The organism is Thiomonas sp. UBA7699, assembly GCF_002482605.1.
Classification (GTDB): domain Bacteria; phylum Pseudomonadota; class Gammaproteobacteria; order Burkholderiales; family Burkholderiaceae_C; genus Thiomonas; species Thiomonas arsenitoxydans.
In genome coordinates this window covers 43,162-61,357 of sequence record NZ_DLGH01000013.1, presented here as the reverse complement: position 1 = coordinate 61,357, position 18,196 = coordinate 43,162, and the positions used below count along the sequence as shown (strand labels likewise).

Genomic DNA, 18,196 nt, shown 5'->3' with positions numbered 1-18,196 from the left:
GGATCACACGTCGAGCCAGAAACCAATTACAATCAAATTCGTAGTAACGCAAAAGTAGGTCGTTTTGAAGAAGATCGTCGAAACCCAATCCGTCTGTTCTGCAGCGGTTTGCGGCCTGATTGAATTCCCCAAGTGATTTCTGGCGTGTTTCTGCACTGCGCTGGCATGTTGCTGCGCAGCTCATTCACTTTTTAGGAACTCAAAAATGGCTATGCAAACTGGCGCCGTCAAATGGTTTAACGAAAGCAAGGGCTTTGGCTTTATCGCCCAGGACGGCGGCGATGCCGATCTGTTCGTGCATTTCAGTGAAATTCAAGGCAATGGCTTCAAGACCCTGGCAGAAAACCAGCGCGTGCAATTCGAAGTCAAGCAAGGCCCCAAGGGCCTGCAGGCTTCGAACGTGACGCCGCTGTAATCATGATCTGATCCCGCAAGGGCTCAAACAAAAAACCGCAGCCTTGGCTGCGGTTTTTTTATTCCCGATACGGGACAATGCACACAACAAGGAGCGTCATCATGCCCAAAGGTCAGCAACGGACGAACAAGGAAGTCAAAAAGCCCAAGGCGGACAAATCTCCGCCCAAGCCAATTTCGCCAGACGCGGTGCGGCCGGAAATCGTCACCTTCGTGCCGGATCGTCACAAGAAAAAATGAGCGCCACGCGCGGCTGCGCGCGCTTTTCAGGGTTTGGGCTTGAGGCTCAGAATCCATTTCGCCAGATCGAGCGCCTGATGCGGGTTCAGGTAGCCGTCCGGGGCGTAAGCGGGCATCGGAATCACGCCCCATGTGCCTTGATGGCCGTTGAGAATCGCGTCTTGCAGAATGGCCGCAGCGTTGGGGTTGTGAGCGTAACGTTGCGCCACCGCGGTGTAAGCCGGCCCGACCTTCTTGTGGTTGATCGCGTGGCAGGCAAAGCAACCCTGCGACTCGGCCAGTTTTTGCATATCGGAAGCAGAAGCGGCCCACGCGACGGCAACCGCTCCCCAGGCGAGCGCGCCGCCGATGACGATTCGACGCAGCCCAATCACTTGAATTGCTGCCCCATGGTGGCGCCCTTGGAGAGCTGGGTGAGATAGGCCACGAGGTCGATCATTTCCGGGCTGTTATACGCCGGGGGCTTGCCGACGATGCCGGCGCGCACGCAATGCACAATCTGCCGCTCCAGGGTGTAGACCGCGTGCTTCTTGGCCTTGAATTTCGGATAGTTGGCCGCTGCGCCGATCAGACTGGGCAGATGGGCGCCCGCCGGGGTCGTGCCCTCGGTTTTGCCGCCGTCCGTGTGGCAGGCGGCGCAGGTCATGAGATGGCTGCTGAAGGCGTTGGCCGGCACCCAGGTCTGCTTGGTGCCGAAGGTGTCGTTGGCGAAAATTTGCGCGCCTTGCGCTGCGGCCTCGTCGATCGACGAGACTTTGGCCGTGGCGGTGAACTTGCCCGCCGGTGCGGTCGCGGCAAAGGCCGAGCCTGCTGACAGCGCCAAGGCGGTCATGCAGAGTGCGGGAATGAGCGATTTTGATGAACGCTTCAGTTGGAACATCGTTGTCTCCTCGCGCGGTTGCGCAGTTGCGTTTTTTGATTGTGCTGCGACTGCAAGCCGACAGCGGTGAGAAGATGTGACAAGGTGCTTGCAGAGGTGTGCGCGGTGTCATCCAAACCCAGAACATGCGCTGCTAATCTTTGCGCATTCCGGCCATCAGCGAGCGCCCGTGCCCCTTCCCGAACAACCTGATGAGAAAACGCCGGGCCGCCCCCAGTTTTCTTGTCCACCTGGCGGCTTGCAAGCCGCTCGGGGGGCGGCCGCTGCAAAGCGGTGGCCTGGGGGCGCTCTCTGGCATGCACGCGAAGCGACTGACGCGCTGGCGGCCTTGCAAAGCGATGCGCAGCGCGGCCTGAGCGCGGACCAAGCCAGGCGACGCCTGCGTGAGCAGGGCCCCAATAGCCTGCCCGCCCCGCCCCGGCGTGGCCCTTTGCTCCGCTTCGCGCTGCAATTTCATAATCCGCTGATTTATGTGTTGCTCGCCGCAGGGTGGGTCACTTTGCTGCTGCGCGACTATGTGGACACCGCGGTCATCTTGGGAGTGGTGCTGATCAACGCCGTGATCGGCTTTGTGCAGGAGGGAAAGGCTGAGCAAGCGCTGGCCGCGGTGCGCGCCATGCTCGCCAGCCGGGCCACCGTGCTGCGCGACGGGGTGTATGCCGAGTGCGACGCGTCCGAGCTGGTGCCCGGTGACCTGGTATTGCTGGAATCCGGCGCCCGGGTTCCAGCCGACTTGCGCTTGCTGCAGGTCAAAAACCTGCGCATCGACGAATCTGCGCTGACGGGCGAATCCGTGGCCACCGAGAAGGACACCGCCGCAGTCGACCAGGCAACGCCCGTGGCGGAGCGCCGCTGCATGGCCTACGCCGGAACCGTAGTGCGATACGGCCAGGGGCGGGGTGTGGTGGTGGAAACCGGGCGCACGACGGAAATCGGCCGCATCGGCGACATGGTGCGCGAGGCCGCCGAGCTGGAAACCCCGCTGACGCGCCGCCTCGGCCGCTTTTCGCGCCAGATCACCTGGGTGATTCTGCTGTTGAGCGCCCTGACCTTCGCCTTTGGGGTTGCCGTGCGGCACATGCCCATGTTCGATGTGTTTCTCGCCGTGGTCGGGCTCGCGGTTGCGGCGATTCCCGAGGGCCTGCCAGCCATCGTCACCATCGTGCTGGCGATCGGCACGCGCAATATGGCGCGTCAGCGCGCCGTGCTGCGTCGCCTTCCCGCAGTCGAAACCCTGGGCTCGGTCACCGTGATCTGCACCGACAAAACCGGCACGCTCACCCGCAACGAAATGACCGCGGTGCGCGTGATGCTGGCTAGCTGCGAACTCGCCGTCAGCGGCGCGGGCTACGCGCCGATTGGCGTGTTCACTTCCGCGGGCAAGCCGATCCATCCGGCGCAGCATGACCCGCTGCAGGCGCTTGCCACCTGCGCCTTGCTGTGCAACGACGCGCAATTGCAGCAAGATGCGCAGCAGCAATGGCAACTCGTCGGCGATCCCACCGAGGGCGCGCTGCTGGCGCTGGCCTACAAAGCCGGTCTCGACGGGGCGGCGCTGCGCGCGCAGTTTCCGCGGGTCGATGCCATCCCCTTCGAATCCGAACTGCGCTACATGGCCACGCTGCATCGCGACCCGCAGGGCAAGGCGTTCATCCTGCTCAAGGGCGCGCCGGAACAGGTGCTGGCCTTGTGCACGCTGGAGGCGAATGGCGCGCCGGTGGTGCAGTCCGACTGGCTCGCGGCCATCGAGCGGGCAGCGCAATCGGGCTTGCGCGTGCTGGCGCTGGCACGCTGCGAAGCCGCCTCAGATATGGCGAAACTCACCGTCGCCGACATCACTCCGCGGTTCACCCTGCTGGGCCTGGCGGGCCTGATCGATCCGCCGCGCGATGAGGCCGTTGCCGCAGTGGCCGAGTGCCAGCGGGCCGGACTGCGGGTGAAAATGATCACCGGCGACCACGCCGCAACCGCCGCAGCCATCGGTGCGCAGATCGGGCTGAATGCCGCGTTGCCGCTCGACGGCGCACGCATCGACCCACTCGATGAGGCCGCCTTGCGCCGCGCCTTGCTCCAGACCGACGTCATCGCCCGCGCCAGCCCGGAACACAAACTCCGGCTGGTGCGCGCGCTGCAGGCCGACGGCGAACTCGTCGCCATGACCGGCGACGGCGTGAACGACGCACCGGCGCTCAAGGCCGCCGACATCGGCGTGGCGATGGGGCGGCGAGGCACAGACGCCGCGCGCGAGGCCGCCGATCTGGTGCTCACCGATGACAACTTCGCCACCATCGCCCGCGCCGTGCACGAAGGCCGCGCGGTATTCGACAACATCAAGAAGTCGCTGCTATTCATCCTGCCGACGAATATCGGCGAGGCTGGCGTGATTTTGTTCGCCCTGCTGGCGGGACTGGCCCTGCCGGTCACCGCCAGCCAGATCCTGTGGGTGAACATGGTCTCCGCGGTCACGCTGTCGCTGGCGCTGGCTTTCGAGCCGCCCGAAATCGACGTCATGCAGCGGCCGCCGCGCTCACCCGCCGAGCCGCTGATCACCCGCTCCATGCTGGTGCGCATCGGGTTCGTCAGCCTGCTGATGGGTGCAACAACCTTCGGCATTTTCGAATGGGAACTGGCGCGCGGCAGCAGCCTTGAGTTTGCACGCACCGCAGCGGTCAATATGCTGGCCTTCGCCGAACTGGCCTATCTGTTTCAGGTGCGCAGCTACACCGCCTCGGCGCTGCATCGCACCCTGTTGCACGGCAATCCGGTGGCGCTGGCGGTGGCCATTTTGCTGGTGCTGCTGCAGCTGGCGTTCACCTACGCGCCGCCGCTGCAGTCACTGCTCGGCGGCGCGGCGCTGCCGCCGTCGTCGTGGGCGATGATCCTGGGGCTGAGCCTGGCGGTGTTTGCCGCCATCGAGATCGAAAAGGCGCTGTGGCGGCGAATGGGCCTGCAGCGCATGTGACGGCGCATCCGTGGCGGGGGCCGACCCTGCCACCGCGAGCCGCATTCTCGACGGCAGCGCGAGAGAGTTCACAGCCGCTGCATTACCGCGCCGAAGTCGGCGGCCTTGGCGTTGTACAGGCTGGAGGTCACGAGCACGTCCACGCCGCTGGCGGCAAACGCCGCGGCGTTGTCGGGGCGGATGCCGCCAGCGGCGTTGATGGTCAGCCGCGGCTGCAGGGCGCGCAGTTGCGGCACGAGCGCGGTCAGTCGCTCGGGCGACATTTTGTCGAGCTGCACGCCGTCCGCCCCGGCGCGGGCGGCGACCAGCGCGTCATCAGCGCTTTCGGCCTCGATGAGCACGAACTTCTCCGGGCTGTGCGCCTTGGCGCGCGCCACCAGCTGCGCCGCATCCAGATCAGGCAGAAAGGCGCGGTGCTGGGCGAACACCAAAATGGTTTCCGACAGCCCGGCGCGGTGCACCATGCCGCCGCCGCACAGCACGGCGTAGTGCTGCAGCTTGCGCGCTCCGGGATGCGCCTTGCGCGTGCCCGCCACCTGAATGCGCGGATTGCCCGCGCGTGCGCAATCGACCATCTGCCGCGTGGCGCTGGCGATGCCGCCCAGATATTCGAGCAGATTCATGCCCTGCTTCCAGGCCATATGCAGCGCGTGCGCGTTGCCGTGCAGCCGCAGCACCGCCTGCCCAGGCGCGGTAGCGTCGCCATCGGCCGCAAGCGGCTCGGGGCGCAAACCCAGCGATTGCGCCAGGCGCAGCAGCGGCGCCAGGCCCGCGAGCACGCCGGGCTGGCGTGCGGAGTAGGTGAGGCTGCCGGGCACGTCGGGCAGCGCCAGCGCGCGCGTGGTTTCGTCGTGCAGCGGCAGGTCTTCGAGAATGAGTTGATCGATGTCAGCCTGGGTGAAGTACATCATGTTTGGCAAGCTCCTTGTTTTGCAGCAGACGCACGGCAACGAACAGCACCAGGCTGAACCCGCCCAGCAAGGCGCTGAGCCAGGCCGCCTGGGCGTAGTCGCCCGTGGTCACGGTGTTGAAAATCGCCAGCGACAGGGTTTCGGTGCGGCCGAGGATGTTGCCGCCGAGCATGAGCGATATCCCCACCTCGCCCATGCCGCGCGCCAGCGCCAGCAGCAGCCCGCCGAGCAAGGCGGGCAGGGCAATCGGCAAGTGCATGGTGAGGTACACATTGACCGGCCCGCGCCCCAGGGTGAGCGCCACCTCGTGCCACACGCGGGGATGCGTCTGGAGCGCGGTCTGCAGGGTCTTGACCGCCAGCGGCAGCCCGGCGATGAACGCCGCCAGCAGCAGCCCCGGAAAGGTGAACACAAAATTCACGCCGAGGAGCTGCAGCGCGTGCCCGAGCAGGCTCTCGCGCCCCAGCAGCCACAGCAGGGCAAAGCCGATGACCACCGGCGGAAACACCAGCGGGATAGTGATCAGCGCGTCCAACCAAGCCGGTCGGCGCAGACCGAACTGCAGCGCATAACCCAACAGCACAGCGGCCACGGCGTAAGCGGGCAGCGCCAGCAGGGCGATTTGCACGCTCAGCCACAGCGCCTTGACCGCATCCGGGGTGAGGACGGACATGCGGCAAGGCTCACAGCCCGGCGCGGCGCAAAATCTCCTGCGCCTGCGCGCTTTGCAAGAACTGCGCAAAGCGGGCGCGGCTGGCCGAGGTTTCGGGCTGCACCGTCTGCTCGGGGAATGCGGCGACGATTTCGATGGGCGCATAGCTGTCCGCCCCCGGCTGGAGTTCGAGGTAGCCGCCGAGCTGCCCCTTGACCGCCAGCACCTCGGTGAGGTTGAGAAAACCGGCGTCGATCTGCCCCGAGGTGAGGTAGGCGCTGACCTGCGGCACGGTCTGCACGATTTTGAGCTTGTCCTGCAGCGGCGCCCACAGGCCCTTGGCCTTGAGCCATTGCTCGGCGGCTCGGCCGTAAATCGCTTGCTGCGGATTGGGCAGGGTGATGGACTGCATCTCGGGCAGGTCGCGCACCGGGTCGGTGATCGGGTCGGGGCTGCGCCGGCCCAGCAGCTTGCGCCGCCACGCCAGCACCAGCTTGCCCTGGCCGAGGGTTTGGCGCTGCGGCAGGTTGAGGTCTTTGGCGTGGTCGATGAAGTCGGCGTCGCCGATCAGCACATCCACCCGCCCACTGGCGCGCGCCTGCGCAAAGATTTGCTGCAGATTGCCATAGCTGCGCTCGACCGGGATCCCGGTGTCGCGGGTGAAGTCGGCGCACAGCGCCTCAACCGGGCGCTTGTAACCGGCGCCAGCCATGAGCAGCAACCCGGCGGGATCGGCAGCCAGTGCGCGCGCCGCGGGCAGCAGCGCCATCAAACCGCCGAGAGCGAGGCGGCGACGGGTGAGCAAAACGGTTTGCATGACAAACTTTCCTTAGGGTGTTCAGGTGGAACGACGGTGGCGAAACACTTTCCACGCCGAGACCGCCAGAATCAGCGCCAGCAGCAGGCCGAGGCCGTCGGTGGGCACGACGCCCAGCAGCAGCCCGCCCAGCAACGCACCGAGCAAGGAGCCTGCGGCCATACTCAGCAGCAGCGCGCGATGGGTGCGCAGCACGGCGAACGCCGCGCTTTCGCGGTAGCGGGCAAATCCCACGATCATGGTCGGCAGCGACACCAGCAGCGACAGGCTGCCCGCGAGCTTGAGGTCCAGCCCCCACAGCAGCACGATGGTCGGAATCAGCAGTTCGCCCCCGGCCACGCCCATCACCGCGGCGAATAGGCCGATCACCAGCCCGGCGGCGATGCCCACAGCCGCGTGCCCCCAGGGCGGCAGAATCTGTGCGAGATTGGGCAGGGCGCGCAGGCCGAACACCTGCTCGGCCGCCATGGTGCAGGCCAACAGAATGAGCAGCACCAGCAGCACGCCATCGAGCGTCTTGTGCGGCAAGCGCATCGCCCAGCCCGCGGCCCACCAGGCACCGAGCAGACTGCCCGCCAACAGGTTGAGCACCACGGGCCAATGCGGCAGCAAAACCGCCAGCGGCACGGCGTGCAGCCGGGCGACGATCGCCACGCCCACCACCAGCAGCGACAACGCCTTGTTGGCGATCACCGCCTGCAGCGTCGCCAGACCGAACAACCCGACCAGCACCGGCAGACGAAACTCCGCCCCGCCCAGACCGACCAGGCCGCCGAGCAGCCCGATGGCCAGCGCGGTGAAAAAGCCACGGACGGCACAGGCCGTATCGCAGGCCGTGGGGCAGGGGGCGGTGACCGACGAAGACGCGTTCATGTCATCGCTCCACCGAGGCGGCCTTGATGAGAGCGATCACAGCCTCGTCTTCGGCGAGACGCAGCGCATCGCGGGCGCGCATGGTGATTTCGCTCCACAGCCCCTGGCCGTCGGCCAGACACAGACGCACCAGACTATGCCCAGGGCGGCTTGCGGCAAAGCCGCAAATGCGCGCGGGCAGGTGATTGAGCATGCTGATTTCGGTGGGCACACTGCGCGCCAGCGCCACGTCGCGGGCGTAGATGCGCAGCCGCACCTGACCCGGCTTGGCGGCGGCAGGAAAGGTCAGCAGGCTGCCGTCGATGCGCAGTTGCGCCAGACCTTCGGCCAGCGGCGTGGCCTCGCCTTCGAGCACCGCCACCGGGCCGAGCCGGTCGAACAAGGGCGAGTCGGCGCGCATCAGCGCCTCGGTCAGCGGCTCGATGCGCAGGATGCGCCCGTCCTGCATGAACACCACGCGCTGCGCCAGACGCTCGATTTCTTCCGGCGCGTGGCTGACCAGCACCATGGGCAAGCGCTGCGAGCGGGCGATCTGGCCGATGAGTTCGAGCAATTCGTCCTTGGCTTTCCAGTCGAGCGCGGCCAAGGGCTCGTCGAGCAGCAGCAGCCGCGGGCGCGACAGCAAGGCGCGGGCGATCGCCACCCGCTGCTTCTCCCCGCCCGATAGCGCGGCGATGCGGCGGTCGAGCAGGTGGGCGATGCCGACTTCGGCGGCGACCTGGTCGATCGCCGCAGGCGCCTCGCCTTTGGGCGCGCGGCTTGCCGCAAACTGCAGATTGCCGCGCACGGAAAGATGCGGGAACAGCGCCGCGTCCTGGAATACATAGCCCACGTCGCGCTCCGGCGCCGGGGTCTGCCGCCGCCCGTCCAGCCAAAGCGCCTCACCGACGCGCAGCGTGCCGCTGGCGCGCGGAATCAGCCCGGCGATGGCGCGCAGCAGGGTGCTTTTGCCGCAGCCGGAGCGGCCGAACAAGGCGGTGATGCCGTCGAGCGGCCAGGAAAAATCACCCGTCTGCAGGCTGAAGGCACCTAGCCGCGCCTGCACATTGCCGCTGACCGCTGCGGTAGATCCGCGCCCCGACATCAGCCGTGCTCCTTGTTGCCGTGGCGGTACAGGCCATAGACGATGGTCAGCACGACGACGGCAAACACCAGCATCAGCGCCGAGAGCATGTGCGCCTGGGCGTACTCCATCGCCTCGACATGGTTGTAGATGTCGATCGACACCACGCGCGTCTTGCCCGGAATATTGCCGCCCACCATGAGCACCACGCCGAACTCACCCACGGTGTGCGCAAAGGTCAGGGTGAGCGCGACGATCAGCCCGCCGCGCGACAGCGGCAGCACCACGTTGAAAAACCGGTCCCACCAACCGGCGCGCAGGGTGGCGGCAGCGTCGAGCAGGTTGCGCGGCAAGCTCTCGAACGCGCGCAGCAGCGGTTGCACCATGAAGGGCAACGAATACACCACCGAGCCGATGATCAGGCCGATTTTGTTGAAGGTGAGCTGGCCTTCATAGCCGAGGCTGTGCAGGGTTTGCGTCACCCAGCCCTGCGGATTGAGAAAGACCAATAGATAAAACCCCAAGACCACCGGCGGCAGCACCAGCGGCAAGGCCACCACCGCCTCGACCACGGCGCGCAGCGGCGAGCGCCAGTTCGCCAGCCACCAGGCCAGCGCCATGCCGGGAACCAGCAGGATGGCAGTAGCGATGCTGGCGACCTGCAACGTCAGCCACAGCGGGCCGAGATCGAGCGCATAGCCGAACAGGGTCATCGTCCGCCGCCCGTCAACGCGGGATGGTGTAACCGTATTTCTCGATCACCGTGCGCGCTTCAGGCCCACGCAAAAAGTCGAGATAGGCCTTGGCCACGGCCTTGTTTTCACCGGGCTTGAGCAGGATGGCGCTTTGGTCGATGGGCGCGTAGTCCGCCTGCGGCACCACCCACCATTGCCCCTTGCCTGCGCCGATGGCCTGCGACAGCGCGACAAAGCCCGCCTGCGCATTGCCGGTGGCGACGAAGTCGAAGGTCTGGCCGATGTTCGACCCTTCGACGATCTTCGGTTTGAGCGCGTCATATACGCCCATTTTTTTCATCGCCTCGATCGCCGCTGTGCCGTAGGGCGCGGTCTTGGGGTTGGCGATGGATACATGCGCGAAATCGCCCTTGCGCAGGATTTGCTCGCCCTGTTCCTTCAGCGGCAGCGTGGTGCTGTAGAGCACGAGCGTGCCGCGCGCATAGACGAAATTGCTCGACGCCAAGGCCAGACCGTCTTTGGCCAGCGCGGGCGCGGTGGTGTCGTCAGCCGCCAGCAGGATGTCGAAAGGCGCGCCGTTGCGAATCTGCGCGGCAAATTGCCCAGTGGCGCCGAAGGCGTACTTCACCTCGTCCCCGGTCTTGGCCTTGAACGCCGCGCCGATTTCCTCGGCGGGCTTTTTGAAGTTGGCCGCCACCGCCACGGTGAGGGTTTCGGCCTGCGCGCTTGCCACCAGCGCGAAAGGCAACACGAGCGCGAGCCCAGCTCGGCGCAGGATTCGGACAAATCGGTTCATACGGATCTCCGTCAGGTTGGGTTACAGGGGCATAAAAAAAGCGGCCCCGGGATGACCCCGAGGCCGACAAGCGAGATGGGACGTTTAGTCCACCCCGAGGATGACATGGGTGGCCTTGATGAGCGCGCATGCGGCGTCGCCCACCTTGAGGCCGAGTGTTTTTTCGCTGCCGGTGGTGATCATCACCACCAGTTCGGCGCCGCCCTTGAGGCCCAGCACCACTTCGGTGTTCACCGCGCCGGTGGTGATGGCCTTGACCGTGCCGCACAAGGTGTTGCGCGCCGAGGTGGCCGGGGCGGCGCCCTTGACCAGAATAGGCCACGAGGCCTTGACCAGCGCCCAGGCCGATTTGCCCGCGGCAAGGCCCAGACGATGGGCGCTGTCTTTGGTGACGATGGCCACGAGGTGCTGGCCCTCGCCGAGGTCGAGCACGACTTCGGTGTTGACTGCACCGTCGTGCACCGCATGAACCTTGCCGTGAAGATGATTGCGCGCGCTGGTTTGCATGATGACTCTCTCCTGATGAAGGGGTGGATGATGTGTTCAGTGTATATGAATGGCTACGACGCTTGAGCTAAAAACCGAACCGATCTTCCCCTTCAGACTGTGACCAACGCCCACAATGTCAACTCATCACCAATATTTGCCCCTATGCCTACTTTGCAACCGCCGCGAACATCGCTTGCGACGTTGTATTTTTATGAATATATTGAAAGCCTCGCACAGCTGTCAAGCGCTGAATTGGATGAAGGAGCAAAACCATGCAAAGACGCACCGTCGCCAGCCTGATTGCAGGATTGGCGGGATCGCCTTGGCTCATCGGCACGGCCCAGGCGGGCAGCGCGCTGGCGCCACCCGGCATTCAGGCGGCATGCGGCTGCGCGGCGGGCGCGCCAGCAGCGCCGACGACCTGCTCGACGGCCTGCAGCACGCCCTGAGCGATGCGCATCGGCCGCTCGCCCAACCCGAAGCACAGCGCCGGGTCGCCGCGCGGATCGACTTCGACGAGTTTGGTTTTACGCCGCACCGGCACGCCCGAACGGGTCAGCCCGCGCAACACGCCGCGCAGCGGCGCAGGCAGCGGCAGGAGTTCGCTCTCTGGCGTGTGCACATGGCCGATCACCTCGCCTGCCTCGACCGCCTGGCCGATCCGCAAAGAGGTTTCGAACACCCCGTCCTGCGGGGCGTAAACCAGGCGCTCGCGCCCCGCGCCGAGGATGGGCCGCGGCTCTCCGGCCAGCGCCCGAGCCGAGCCGACGTGCAGCACCCGCCCCAGTTCATCGCCCCAGGCCGACTCGATCACCACATCGGCGTTATAGCCCACGGTATATCCTGGACCAATGCCGACCGCAGTCGCTGCACCGCCGCACAGCACGCGCAGATCGGGCTGCGCGGCGGCGTGTTTGCGCAGCCGCGCATCGACCAGAATCTGCGCGCCGAGCTGGCGCAGCCACAGCGGCAGGTCGGGAGCGACCACCAGCGGCAGCCAGATGCGGCGGGCAAAGGCGAGAGCCGCATCTGCCGGGTGAAACACCCGCACCGCGCTGAGATGATCGAGCACCGCGATGCCGTCGAACACCGCATCCACCCAGCACATGCCACGCCGCGGGGACGTGGGCTGTTCCGTCTCGACCAGCAACACGGCGTAGCCCTGGCGGAACAAAACATGCGCCACGGCAGAGCCCACATCCCCTGCGCCAAGAACCACGATGCAAGCTGCCTGGCGACGAGGAGCAGGCACAGGTTTGACAGGGAACAATTCTGCAGCGGACATGGCAAGGGATGTGGCAGGCCAAGGGGAATTCGTTATATCTTAGAGAATATCTCGAAACCCGCCATGATTTTTTATTGGAGACCCTGATGCCCCGCTCTCGCCCCGCCCGCCGTCAGCGGCCACTGCAACCTGTGCGCCCCTCGTTGATGCCGCTCCTGCCGCTGCTCGCGGCCCTGCATGCCGCAAGCGCCGCAGCGCAAACCCCGCAGGCCGCGCAACCGGTGTTCCAGCTTGGCGAGGTCGATGTGCAGGCCCCCGCCGTGTCCAAGCCCGCGCCGGGCGGCACGAGTAGCAATGTGGTGACGCAGCAGCAAATGCTCGACCGTGGCGCGCTCAATGTGGGCGAGGCACTGGGCGATCTGCCCGGCGTCACCCCGGTGACGCTGGGCCAGCGCGGCGAGACGCAGGTGAACATCCGCGGCTTCGACTCGCGGCAGATCACCCTGAACATCGACGGCATTCCGATTTATGTGCCCTACGACGGCAATGTGGACTTGAGTCGGCTACTGACGCCCGGCCTGTCCGAAATCGTCGTGACCAAAGGGCTGGGCTCCTTGATGTACGGGCCGAACAATATGGGCGGCTCGATCAACCTCATCACCCAGGCGCCCAGCAAAAAACTCGAAGGCAGCATCACCGGCGGCCTAACCGCCAATCAACACCGGCTGTACGGCAACGATCTGTCGGTGCAACTGGGCAGCCGTATCGACAGCCGCTGGTATGTGCAGGGCGGCGTGGCCAGCGCCAATCGCGACAGTTTTCCGCTGTCCACGGCGTTCAAGCCGGTGGCGGCGCAGCCGGGGGGCGACCGGCTCAACGCCGCCAGCCACGACATCAACGCCAACCTGAAAGTAGGCTTCACTCCCAACGCCACCGACGACTATGCGCTGGGCCTCTACACCGTCAACTCCGACAAAGACTCGCCGCCCTACACCGGCAACACCAAGGTCACCGGCCAGCCGGTGCGCTACTGGCAGTGGCCGCAGTGGAACAAACAGAGCTACTACTACATCGGCAACACCGCCCTCGGAACGGGTTACCTCAAGACCCGGCTGTATCACGACACCTTCGACAACGAACTGATCTCGTTCGACAACGCCCGCTACAACTCGACCCAAAAACCTTACGCCTTCAATAGCCAGTACCGCGATTTTTCCAACGGCGCCACGGTCGAACTCGGCCAGCCGCTGGGCACGCAGAACTTCCTCAAACTCGGACTGTTCTACAAGCAAGACGTGCACCGCGAGTCCAACCTCGCCACCCAGGCGCAGCCTTACCAGACGCCGTGGCTGCATTTCGAGGCGCACACCTACGCGCTGGGCTTCGAGAATGCCTACAAGCCCACGGCGGCGGACACCCTCACCTTCGGCTACCGCCGCGACGAGCACCGCTTCGATCGGGCCGAGCAATATACCAATAAGGCGCAGACCCAGATCGGGCCGATGCCCACCAGCCCGCGCGTAGGGGCGAACAATGCACAAATCGTCTGGCGGCACAAGCTCTCGGCGCACACCGAGCTGCGCGCGGGCATCGGGCAGAAGACCCGTTTTCCCAGCATCAAGGAGGTGTATTCCTACCGCCTGGGCCAGGCCATCCCCAATCCGGCGCTGGGGCCGGAGCGCGCGCTCAACCGTGAAGTCGGCGTCTCCGGGGTGATGCTGGGCGGGGTGAAGTACGACGCCGCGGTGTATTGGGATTCGATCAAGGACGCGATCGAGAGTGTCGCCACCTCCACCCCCGGCATCAGGCAGGCGCAAAACGTCGGCACGGCGACCAACAAGGGGCTGGACTTGAGCGTGCAGGCGCCGATCGGCAACGCCTGGATCGCCTCGGTGGCGTATAGCTATCTCGACGCCACGCTGGGCGCGCCTGGACTGGTCGCCACCAATGCGCCGCGCCACTGGGCCGATCTGGGCGTGTCGTGGCTGCCCGGCGACGCCACCACCCTGTCGGCGCATGTGCAGGCGGCCAGCAGCCGCCAGACCACGACCGACGGCAAGCAGCCGGTGGCCGGGTTCGCCGTGGTCAACCTGCGCTGGACGCAACGCCTGGCCCCGCGACTGACGCTCTACACCAATCTGAACAACGCCTTCGACCGCAACTATCAATTGAGCGAGGGCTTCCCCATGCCCGGACGCGAGCTGCGGGTGCAACTGCAGTACAAGCTATGAGCCGATTTCTCGCTTGGCTGCGCGCTCCTTTGCTCGGCGCCGCGCTCCTGCTGCACGGCGCGTTCGCGCTGGCTCAAACGCCTGCGGCCTGCCCCAGCGCCCCGAGCGGCCCGGTGTATGGGAGCAGCCCGGTCAACAATTACTTGCTGCTGGCGCTGGCGCCCGATCGCATGGCGGGGCTGAACTTTCCCTGGAGCAAGCAGGCGGCGCAGATTCTGCCGAAAAGCGTCCTCGATCTTCCCGTGCTCGGCGGTTGGTTCGGCCAGGGCAAGACGGCCAACCTGGAGCAGGTGTTGCGCGTGCATCCCACGCTGGCGCTGGTGTCCGGGGCGACGGTGGGTGCGCAGGCCAGCACGGCGGCCATGCGCAAGCTCGGGCTGCCCATCTGCCCGGTGCGGCTCGACAGCCTGGCGGACTACCCCGCGGCCTTTCGCCAGGTGGGGCAGGCGCTGGGGATCGCCGCACGCGGCGAGGCGCTGGCCGCCGACGCGCAGACCACGCTGGACGATCTGGCCGCGCTGCGCCAGCGCGTATCCGCACAAAAGCCTGTGCGCATCTATTACGCCGAAGGCGAAGACGGCCTGGCGAGCGAGTGCAGCGGCTCGATCCATGCCGAAGCCATCACCGCCATCGGCGCGCATAACGCCTTGCACTGCACCGACGGCAGCCGCTTCGGCATGGTGCGGGTGAGTTTCGAGCAAATCCTGGCCGCAGACCCCGACTGGATCCTCACCCAAGACGGCCCGGCGATGCGCGCCATCCAGACCGAGCCGCGCTGGAGGCTGCTGCGCGCGGTGCGCGAAGGCCATGTGCTGTTCGCACCGCAAGTGCCGTTTCGCTGGATCGACCGGCCGCCGTCGTTCATGCGGCTGCTGGCCGCGCCCTGGCTGGCGAGCCGGATTTTCCCGGCAGACTACCGCGCGGTGTTCAAGACCCCGATCGACGCCCGCACCCAGGCGTTTTTCGCGCTGTACTTCAAGCGCACGCTTTCCGCCGCGCAAGCGCGCGCCGTTCTGGCGCCCGACCCCGCCGACTATCCCACCCAGTATTGACCCGCCATGCCTGCCTCCCCCCTGCCGCAAATCGGCATGATGCTGCACATGCAGCCCGCCGCGAACGAGCCCATCCCCGCTTTTTTCCAGCAGCGCGCCGCCCTGGTGCAGGAGATCGAGCAGATCGGCGTGCAGGCGGTGTGGGTCACCGAACACCACTTCGACCCGCAAAGCCTGAGCGCCTCGCCGCTGCTGCTGCTGGCCCACTGGGCGGCGCGGACGCAGCGCATCCAGCTCGGCGTGGCCGCGGTGTTGCCCGCAGGCCGCAACCCCTCGCTGCTGGCCGAGGAAATCGCGCTGCTGTCCAATCTGGCGCCTGGGCGCATCGCCATCGGCTTTGCCAAAGGCGGGCCGTTCGAGGCGCAAAAGCGCGCTTTCGGCTGGGGCAGCGATGCGGCGCGCGTGCAAATGCGCGAGGTGGTGGACGCCTTACTCGACCGGCTGCACCCCCAGTCGGTCGGGGGCGGCGGCGAGGCCGTGCTGCAACCGCCGGCGCAACTCCCGCTGCCCCTGTTCGTCGCCAGCCGCGAGCCCGACACCCTGGCTTGGGCGGCTTCGCGCGGGCTGGGCTGGATGAGCGCGCAGTTCTGGCCGCTGGAAACCTACGACGCCCAGGCCATCAACTGGGGCATCGTTGCACAACGTCCGGCCGACGCGCTGCTGTCGCGCGGGCTGTGGATCGATGAGGATGGCGACGCCGCCAGACGCCATGCCCTGGCGTGGCTGGCCGCCTTTCGGCGCAACAAGCAATCGCAATGGAAGGTCGGCTTTCGCGGCCCCATGGCCGAGATGGACGAGAGCGAAAGTCTGGCGCGCGCCATCGTCGGCACGCCCGAGGAATGCGCCCGGCAGCTCACCGACCTGCTGGCGCAACGCGCGGTGCCGCGCCTGGCATTCAACCCGCTCGACGACCGCCCTGAACGGCAGCTCGAACAAATGCAGCGGCTGTTGCGTCAGGTTTTGCCGCTGGTGTCCTCATCTTTATCCGCGCCCCAGCCGACGTCTTTGCCTGCGTCTTTGCCCGCCGCGTCTGCCGCGCCGCATCGGGCAGACGCCGCATTGCCCGGCCGTCCATGAAGGGTCGCTTCGGGTTGCTGGGCTCGGCCTTGTTGCTCTGCGCCGCGATCTCCTTGCTGCTCGGGCGCTATCAGCCCTCGCCGTTCGAGGCGGCCATGCGCCTGTGGCAGGGCCTTGCAGGCCATCCTTCCGAACTGTGGACGGTGATCGTGGAGCTGCGCGCGCCGCGCATCGTCGCGGCCATGTGCATCGGCGCTGCGCTGTCCGCCTCGGGCGCGGCTTACCAGGCGCTGTTTCGCAATCCGCTGGCCTCGCCGGAAGTGCTCGGCGGTTTGGCCGGAGCCGCATTCGGCGCGGCACTGGGCATCCTGCTCGGTCACACCCTTTGGCAGGTTCAGCTTTCCAGCTTTGTCTTTGGGCTGATGGCCGTGGGCATGACCCTGCTGCTCGCCCGCCTGGTCGGCATCCATGGCATTGTGGTGCTGCTGTTGGCGGGCTTGATCACCGGCGCGTTTTTCACCGCCCTGCTGTCCACCGCCAAGTACGTCGCCGACCCGTACGACAAGCTGCCCGCCATCACCTATTGGCTGATGGGCACGCTCTCCAGCGTGTCGGCGCACAGCGTGTGGCTCACCGCCCCGCTGATGGCGCTGGCCACCGCCGCCCTCATCGGCCTGGGCCATGCGCTCAACGTGCTGAGCATGGGCGACGAGGAAGCGACCACACTGGGCGTACCGGTGCGCGCCACGCGCGCCTGGGTCATCGCGCTGGCCACCTTGCTGGGCACGCTGTCGGTGACTCTGGCCGGGATGATCGCCTGGGTCGGTCTGCTGATTCCTCAGATTGCCCGGCTGATCTGGGGCGCGGACAACCGCCGCGTGTTGCCCGCCTCTGCCTTGCTGGGGGCGCTCTACCTTTTGCTGCTCGACGACGTGGCGCGCACGGCGTTCACCGTGGAGTTGCCGCTGGGCGTTCTCACGGCCTTGGTCGGGCTGCCGCTGCTCGCCGTGGTGCTGCGACGCGCCGCCGTGAGCTGGGCCGATTGAGGAGCCGGAGATGATCGACGCACAACAACTCCACGTCCGCTATGGACAGGAAGAGATCGTCAAGGGCGTGCAGCTGCGCCTTGCCCCAGGTGAGACGCTGGCGCTGCTCGGCCCCAACGGCTGCGGCAAAACCACCTTGCTCAAAGCCCTGTGCGCGATTCATGCGCCGCATGCTGGGTCGGTGCAAGTCGATGGCTTAGACCTCTTCACCCTGTCCGCGCCCGAGCGCGCCCGACGCATTGCCTATGTGCCTCAGCAGCACCGGCTGGTGTTCGCTTACAGCGTCATCGACGTGGTGATGATGGGGCGGCTGGCCAGCCGCGGGCTGATCGCCCGGCCCGCAGCCGACGACTTCGCCGCCGTGCACGCCATCCTGCACCGGCTCGGCCTGCAAGCCCTGGCCACACGCAGCTACGCGGCGCTGTCAGGCGGGCAGCGTCAGCAAGTCTTGATCGCCCGTGCGCTGGCACAGGACGCTCCCTACCTGCTACTCGACGAACCTGCCAGCAGCCTGGACTTTGGCAATCAGTTGCGGCTGCTCGAACTGCTCGCGCAGTTGCGCGACGACGGGCGGGCCGTGCTGTTCACCACCCATCATCCTGATCACGCCTTTGTCGTGGCCTCGCGCGTCATTCTGATGCAGGCAGGCCGCTTCATCGCCCAGGGCAGCCCGGCGCAGTGCATCGACCGCGAGCAACTCGCCCGGCTCTACGGTCTGGCCCCGGATCATCTGCAACGCACCCTGCTGGCGCCGCACTGGTCAACGCACGGGGCGATGGGCTGAATCCGTTTGGGGATGCTCCTATACTTGCCCACGCGCCGATTTGCCCTGG

19 protein-coding genes are annotated in these 18,196 nt (G+C 66.4%); 8 read left to right on the top strand and 11 right to left on the bottom strand.

Annotated elements, in window-relative coordinates:
- Positions 1-211 precede the first annotated feature (211 nt).
- Positions 212-415: a cold-shock protein gene (locus B3H47_RS05030; protein ID WP_041608319.1), complete on the top strand. Its 204-nt coding sequence runs from the start codon at positions 212-214 to the stop codon at positions 413-415.
- 101 nt (positions 416-516) lie between these two features.
- Positions 517-654, top strand: coding sequence for a hypothetical protein (locus B3H47_RS05025; protein ID WP_013122011.1), 138 nt, complete (start codon positions 517-519; stop codon positions 652-654).
- A gap of 26 nt (positions 655-680) precedes the next feature.
- Here B3H47_RS05025 and B3H47_RS05020 read toward each other — a convergent pair whose 3' ends face one another.
- Both B3H47_RS05020 and B3H47_RS05015 read right to left on the bottom strand, forming a co-directional pair.
- Positions 681-944 carry a c-type cytochrome gene (locus B3H47_RS05020; protein WP_286986284.1) on the bottom strand — a complete coding sequence of 88 codons (264 nt, stop codon included), beginning with the start codon at positions 942-944 and terminating at the stop codon, positions 681-683.
- Between the two features lie 80 nt (positions 945-1,024).
- The gene (locus B3H47_RS05015; protein WP_013122009.1) at positions 1,025-1,534 is read right to left on the bottom strand and encodes a c-type cytochrome; all 510 of its coding nucleotides are present in this window, start codon (positions 1,532-1,534) and stop codon (positions 1,025-1,027) included.
- A 328-nt stretch (positions 1,535-1,862) separates the two neighbouring features.
- On the opposite strand from B3H47_RS05015, the gene B3H47_RS05010 reads away from it, so the two are divergent.
- Positions 1,863-4,496, top strand: coding sequence for a cation-translocating P-type ATPase (locus B3H47_RS05010; protein WP_414718228.1), 2,634 nt, complete (start codon positions 1,863-1,865; stop codon positions 4,494-4,496).
- Positions 4,497-4,564: 68 nt separating this feature from the next.
- Here the strand turns inward: B3H47_RS05010 and modD are convergent, their stop codons facing one another.
- The 9 genes from modD to B3H47_RS04965 all read right to left on the bottom strand — a co-directional run bounded on the left by modD (position 4,565) and on the right by B3H47_RS04965 (position 12,011).
- Positions 4,565-5,407, bottom strand: coding sequence for a ModD protein (gene modD, locus B3H47_RS05005; protein WP_286986281.1), 843 nt, complete (start codon positions 5,405-5,407; stop codon positions 4,565-4,567).
- Positions 5,385-6,080: a molybdate ABC transporter permease subunit gene (locus B3H47_RS05000; protein ID WP_286986280.1), complete on the bottom strand. Its 696-nt coding sequence runs from the start codon at positions 6,078-6,080 to the stop codon at positions 5,385-5,387. Before B3H47_RS05000 ends, modD begins: the two co-directional genes overlap by 23 nt.
- A gap of 10 nt (positions 6,081-6,090) precedes the next feature.
- Positions 6,091-6,876: a molybdate ABC transporter substrate-binding protein gene (modA, locus tag B3H47_RS04995; RefSeq protein ID WP_286986279.1), complete on the bottom strand. Its 786-nt coding sequence runs from the start codon at positions 6,874-6,876 to the stop codon at positions 6,091-6,093.
- A 21-nt stretch (positions 6,877-6,897) separates the two neighbouring features.
- On the bottom strand, positions 6,898-7,749 hold the full coding sequence (locus tag B3H47_RS04990; protein WP_286986277.1) for a sulfite exporter TauE/SafE family protein: 852 nt from the start codon (positions 7,747-7,749) through the stop codon (positions 6,898-6,900).
- Between the two features lies 1 nt (position 7,750).
- Positions 7,751-8,833 carry a molybdenum ABC transporter ATP-binding protein gene (gene modC, locus B3H47_RS04985; RefSeq protein WP_286986275.1) on the bottom strand — a complete coding sequence of 361 codons (1,083 nt, stop codon included), beginning with the start codon at positions 8,831-8,833 and terminating at the stop codon, positions 7,751-7,753.
- On the bottom strand, positions 8,833-9,525 hold the full coding sequence (modB, locus tag B3H47_RS04980) for a molybdate ABC transporter permease subunit (RefSeq protein ID WP_286986274.1): 693 nt from the start codon (positions 9,523-9,525) through the stop codon (positions 8,833-8,835). Before modB ends, modC begins: the two co-directional genes overlap by 1 nt.
- A 13-nt stretch (positions 9,526-9,538) precedes the next feature.
- Complete coding sequence (gene modA, locus B3H47_RS04975) at positions 9,539-10,303, bottom strand: molybdate ABC transporter substrate-binding protein (RefSeq protein WP_286986272.1); 765 nt, start codon at positions 10,301-10,303, stop codon at positions 9,539-9,541.
- Between the two features lie 84 nt (positions 10,304-10,387).
- Positions 10,388-10,810 carry a TOBE domain-containing protein gene (locus B3H47_RS04970; RefSeq protein WP_286986270.1) on the bottom strand — a complete coding sequence of 141 codons (423 nt, stop codon included), beginning with the start codon at positions 10,808-10,810 and terminating at the stop codon, positions 10,388-10,390.
- Between the two features lie 355 nt (positions 10,811-11,165).
- Positions 11,166-12,011, bottom strand: a complete 846-nt coding sequence (locus B3H47_RS04965) for a hypothetical protein (protein WP_286986268.1) — start codon at positions 12,009-12,011, stop codon at positions 11,166-11,168.
- 152 nt (positions 12,012-12,163) lie between these two features.
- On the opposite strand from B3H47_RS04965, the gene B3H47_RS04960 reads away from it, so the two are divergent.
- Genes B3H47_RS04960 through B3H47_RS04940 form a run of 5 tightly spaced genes read left to right on the top strand, consistent with a single transcriptional unit; the run spans position 12,164 to position 18,147 of the window.
- On the top strand, positions 12,164-14,248 hold the full coding sequence (locus B3H47_RS04960; protein WP_286986266.1) for a TonB-dependent receptor plug domain-containing protein: 2,085 nt from the start codon (positions 12,164-12,166) through the stop codon (positions 14,246-14,248).
- On the top strand, positions 14,245-15,300 hold the full coding sequence (locus tag B3H47_RS04955; RefSeq protein ID WP_286986264.1) for an ABC transporter substrate-binding protein: 1,056 nt from the start codon (positions 14,245-14,247) through the stop codon (positions 15,298-15,300). The genes B3H47_RS04960 and B3H47_RS04955 overlap by 4 nt, the downstream gene beginning before the upstream one ends.
- Before the next feature lie 6 nt (positions 15,301-15,306).
- A complete protein-coding gene (locus B3H47_RS04950; protein WP_286986262.1) occupies positions 15,307-16,377 on the top strand; it encodes an LLM class flavin-dependent oxidoreductase in 1,071 nt (356 codons plus the stop codon).
- The gene (locus tag B3H47_RS04945; protein WP_286986261.1) at positions 16,374-17,363 is read left to right on the top strand and encodes a FecCD family ABC transporter permease; all 990 of its coding nucleotides are present in this window, start codon (positions 16,374-16,376) and stop codon (positions 17,361-17,363) included. Before B3H47_RS04950 ends, B3H47_RS04945 begins: the two co-directional genes overlap by 4 nt.
- Before the next feature lie 10 nt (positions 17,364-17,373).
- Positions 17,374-18,147, top strand: a complete 774-nt coding sequence (locus B3H47_RS04940) for an ABC transporter ATP-binding protein (RefSeq protein ID WP_286986259.1) — start codon at positions 17,374-17,376, stop codon at positions 18,145-18,147.
- The last annotated feature ends 49 nt before the right edge of the window (positions 18,148-18,196 follow it).

Bases quoted from the DNA above. Each gene is read 5' to 3' on its own strand.
- B3H47_RS05030 (WP_041608319.1), top strand. From the start codon at position 212: ATGCAAACTGGCGCCGTCAAATGGTTTAACGAAAGCAAGGGCTTTGGC.
- B3H47_RS05025 (WP_013122011.1), top strand. From the start codon at position 517: ATGCCCAAAGGTCAGCAACGGACGAACAAGGAAGTCAAAAAGCCCAAG.
- B3H47_RS05020 (WP_286986284.1), bottom strand. From the start codon at position 944: ATGCAAAAACTGGCCGAGTCGCAGGGTTGCTTTGCCTGCCACGCGATC.
- B3H47_RS05015 (WP_013122009.1), bottom strand. From the start codon at position 1,534: ATGTTCCAACTGAAGCGTTCATCAAAATCGCTCATTCCCGCACTCTGC.
- modD (WP_286986281.1), bottom strand. From the start codon at position 5,407: ATGATGTACTTCACCCAGGCTGACATCGATCAACTCATTCTCGAAGAC.
- B3H47_RS05000 (WP_286986280.1), bottom strand. From the start codon at position 6,080: ATGTCCGTCCTCACCCCGGATGCGGTCAAGGCGCTGTGGCTGAGCGTG.
- modA (WP_286986279.1), bottom strand. From the start codon at position 6,876: ATGCAAACCGTTTTGCTCACCCGTCGCCGCCTCGCTCTCGGCGGTTTG.
- B3H47_RS04990 (WP_286986277.1), bottom strand. From the start codon at position 7,749: ATGAACGCGTCTTCGTCGGTCACCGCCCCCTGCCCCACGGCCTGCGAT.
- modC (WP_286986275.1), bottom strand. From the start codon at position 8,833: ATGTCGGGGCGCGGATCTACCGCAGCGGTCAGCGGCAATGTGCAGGCG.
- modB (WP_286986274.1), bottom strand. From the start codon at position 9,525: ATGACCCTGTTCGGCTATGCGCTCGATCTCGGCCCGCTGTGGCTGACG.
- modA (WP_286986272.1), bottom strand. From the start codon at position 10,303: ATGAACCGATTTGTCCGAATCCTGCGCCGAGCTGGGCTCGCGCTCGTG.
- B3H47_RS04970 (WP_286986270.1), bottom strand. From the start codon at position 10,810: ATGCAAACCAGCGCGCGCAATCATCTTCACGGCAAGGTTCATGCGGTG.
- B3H47_RS04960 (WP_286986266.1), top strand. From the start codon at position 12,164: ATGCCCCGCTCTCGCCCCGCCCGCCGTCAGCGGCCACTGCAACCTGTG.
- B3H47_RS04955 (WP_286986264.1), top strand. From the start codon at position 14,245: ATGAGCCGATTTCTCGCTTGGCTGCGCGCTCCTTTGCTCGGCGCCGCG.
- B3H47_RS04950 (WP_286986262.1), top strand. From the start codon at position 15,307: ATGCCTGCCTCCCCCCTGCCGCAAATCGGCATGATGCTGCACATGCAG.
- B3H47_RS04945 (WP_286986261.1), top strand. From the start codon at position 16,374: ATGAAGGGTCGCTTCGGGTTGCTGGGCTCGGCCTTGTTGCTCTGCGCC.
- B3H47_RS04940 (WP_286986259.1), top strand. From the start codon at position 17,374: ATGATCGACGCACAACAACTCCACGTCCGCTATGGACAGGAAGAGATC.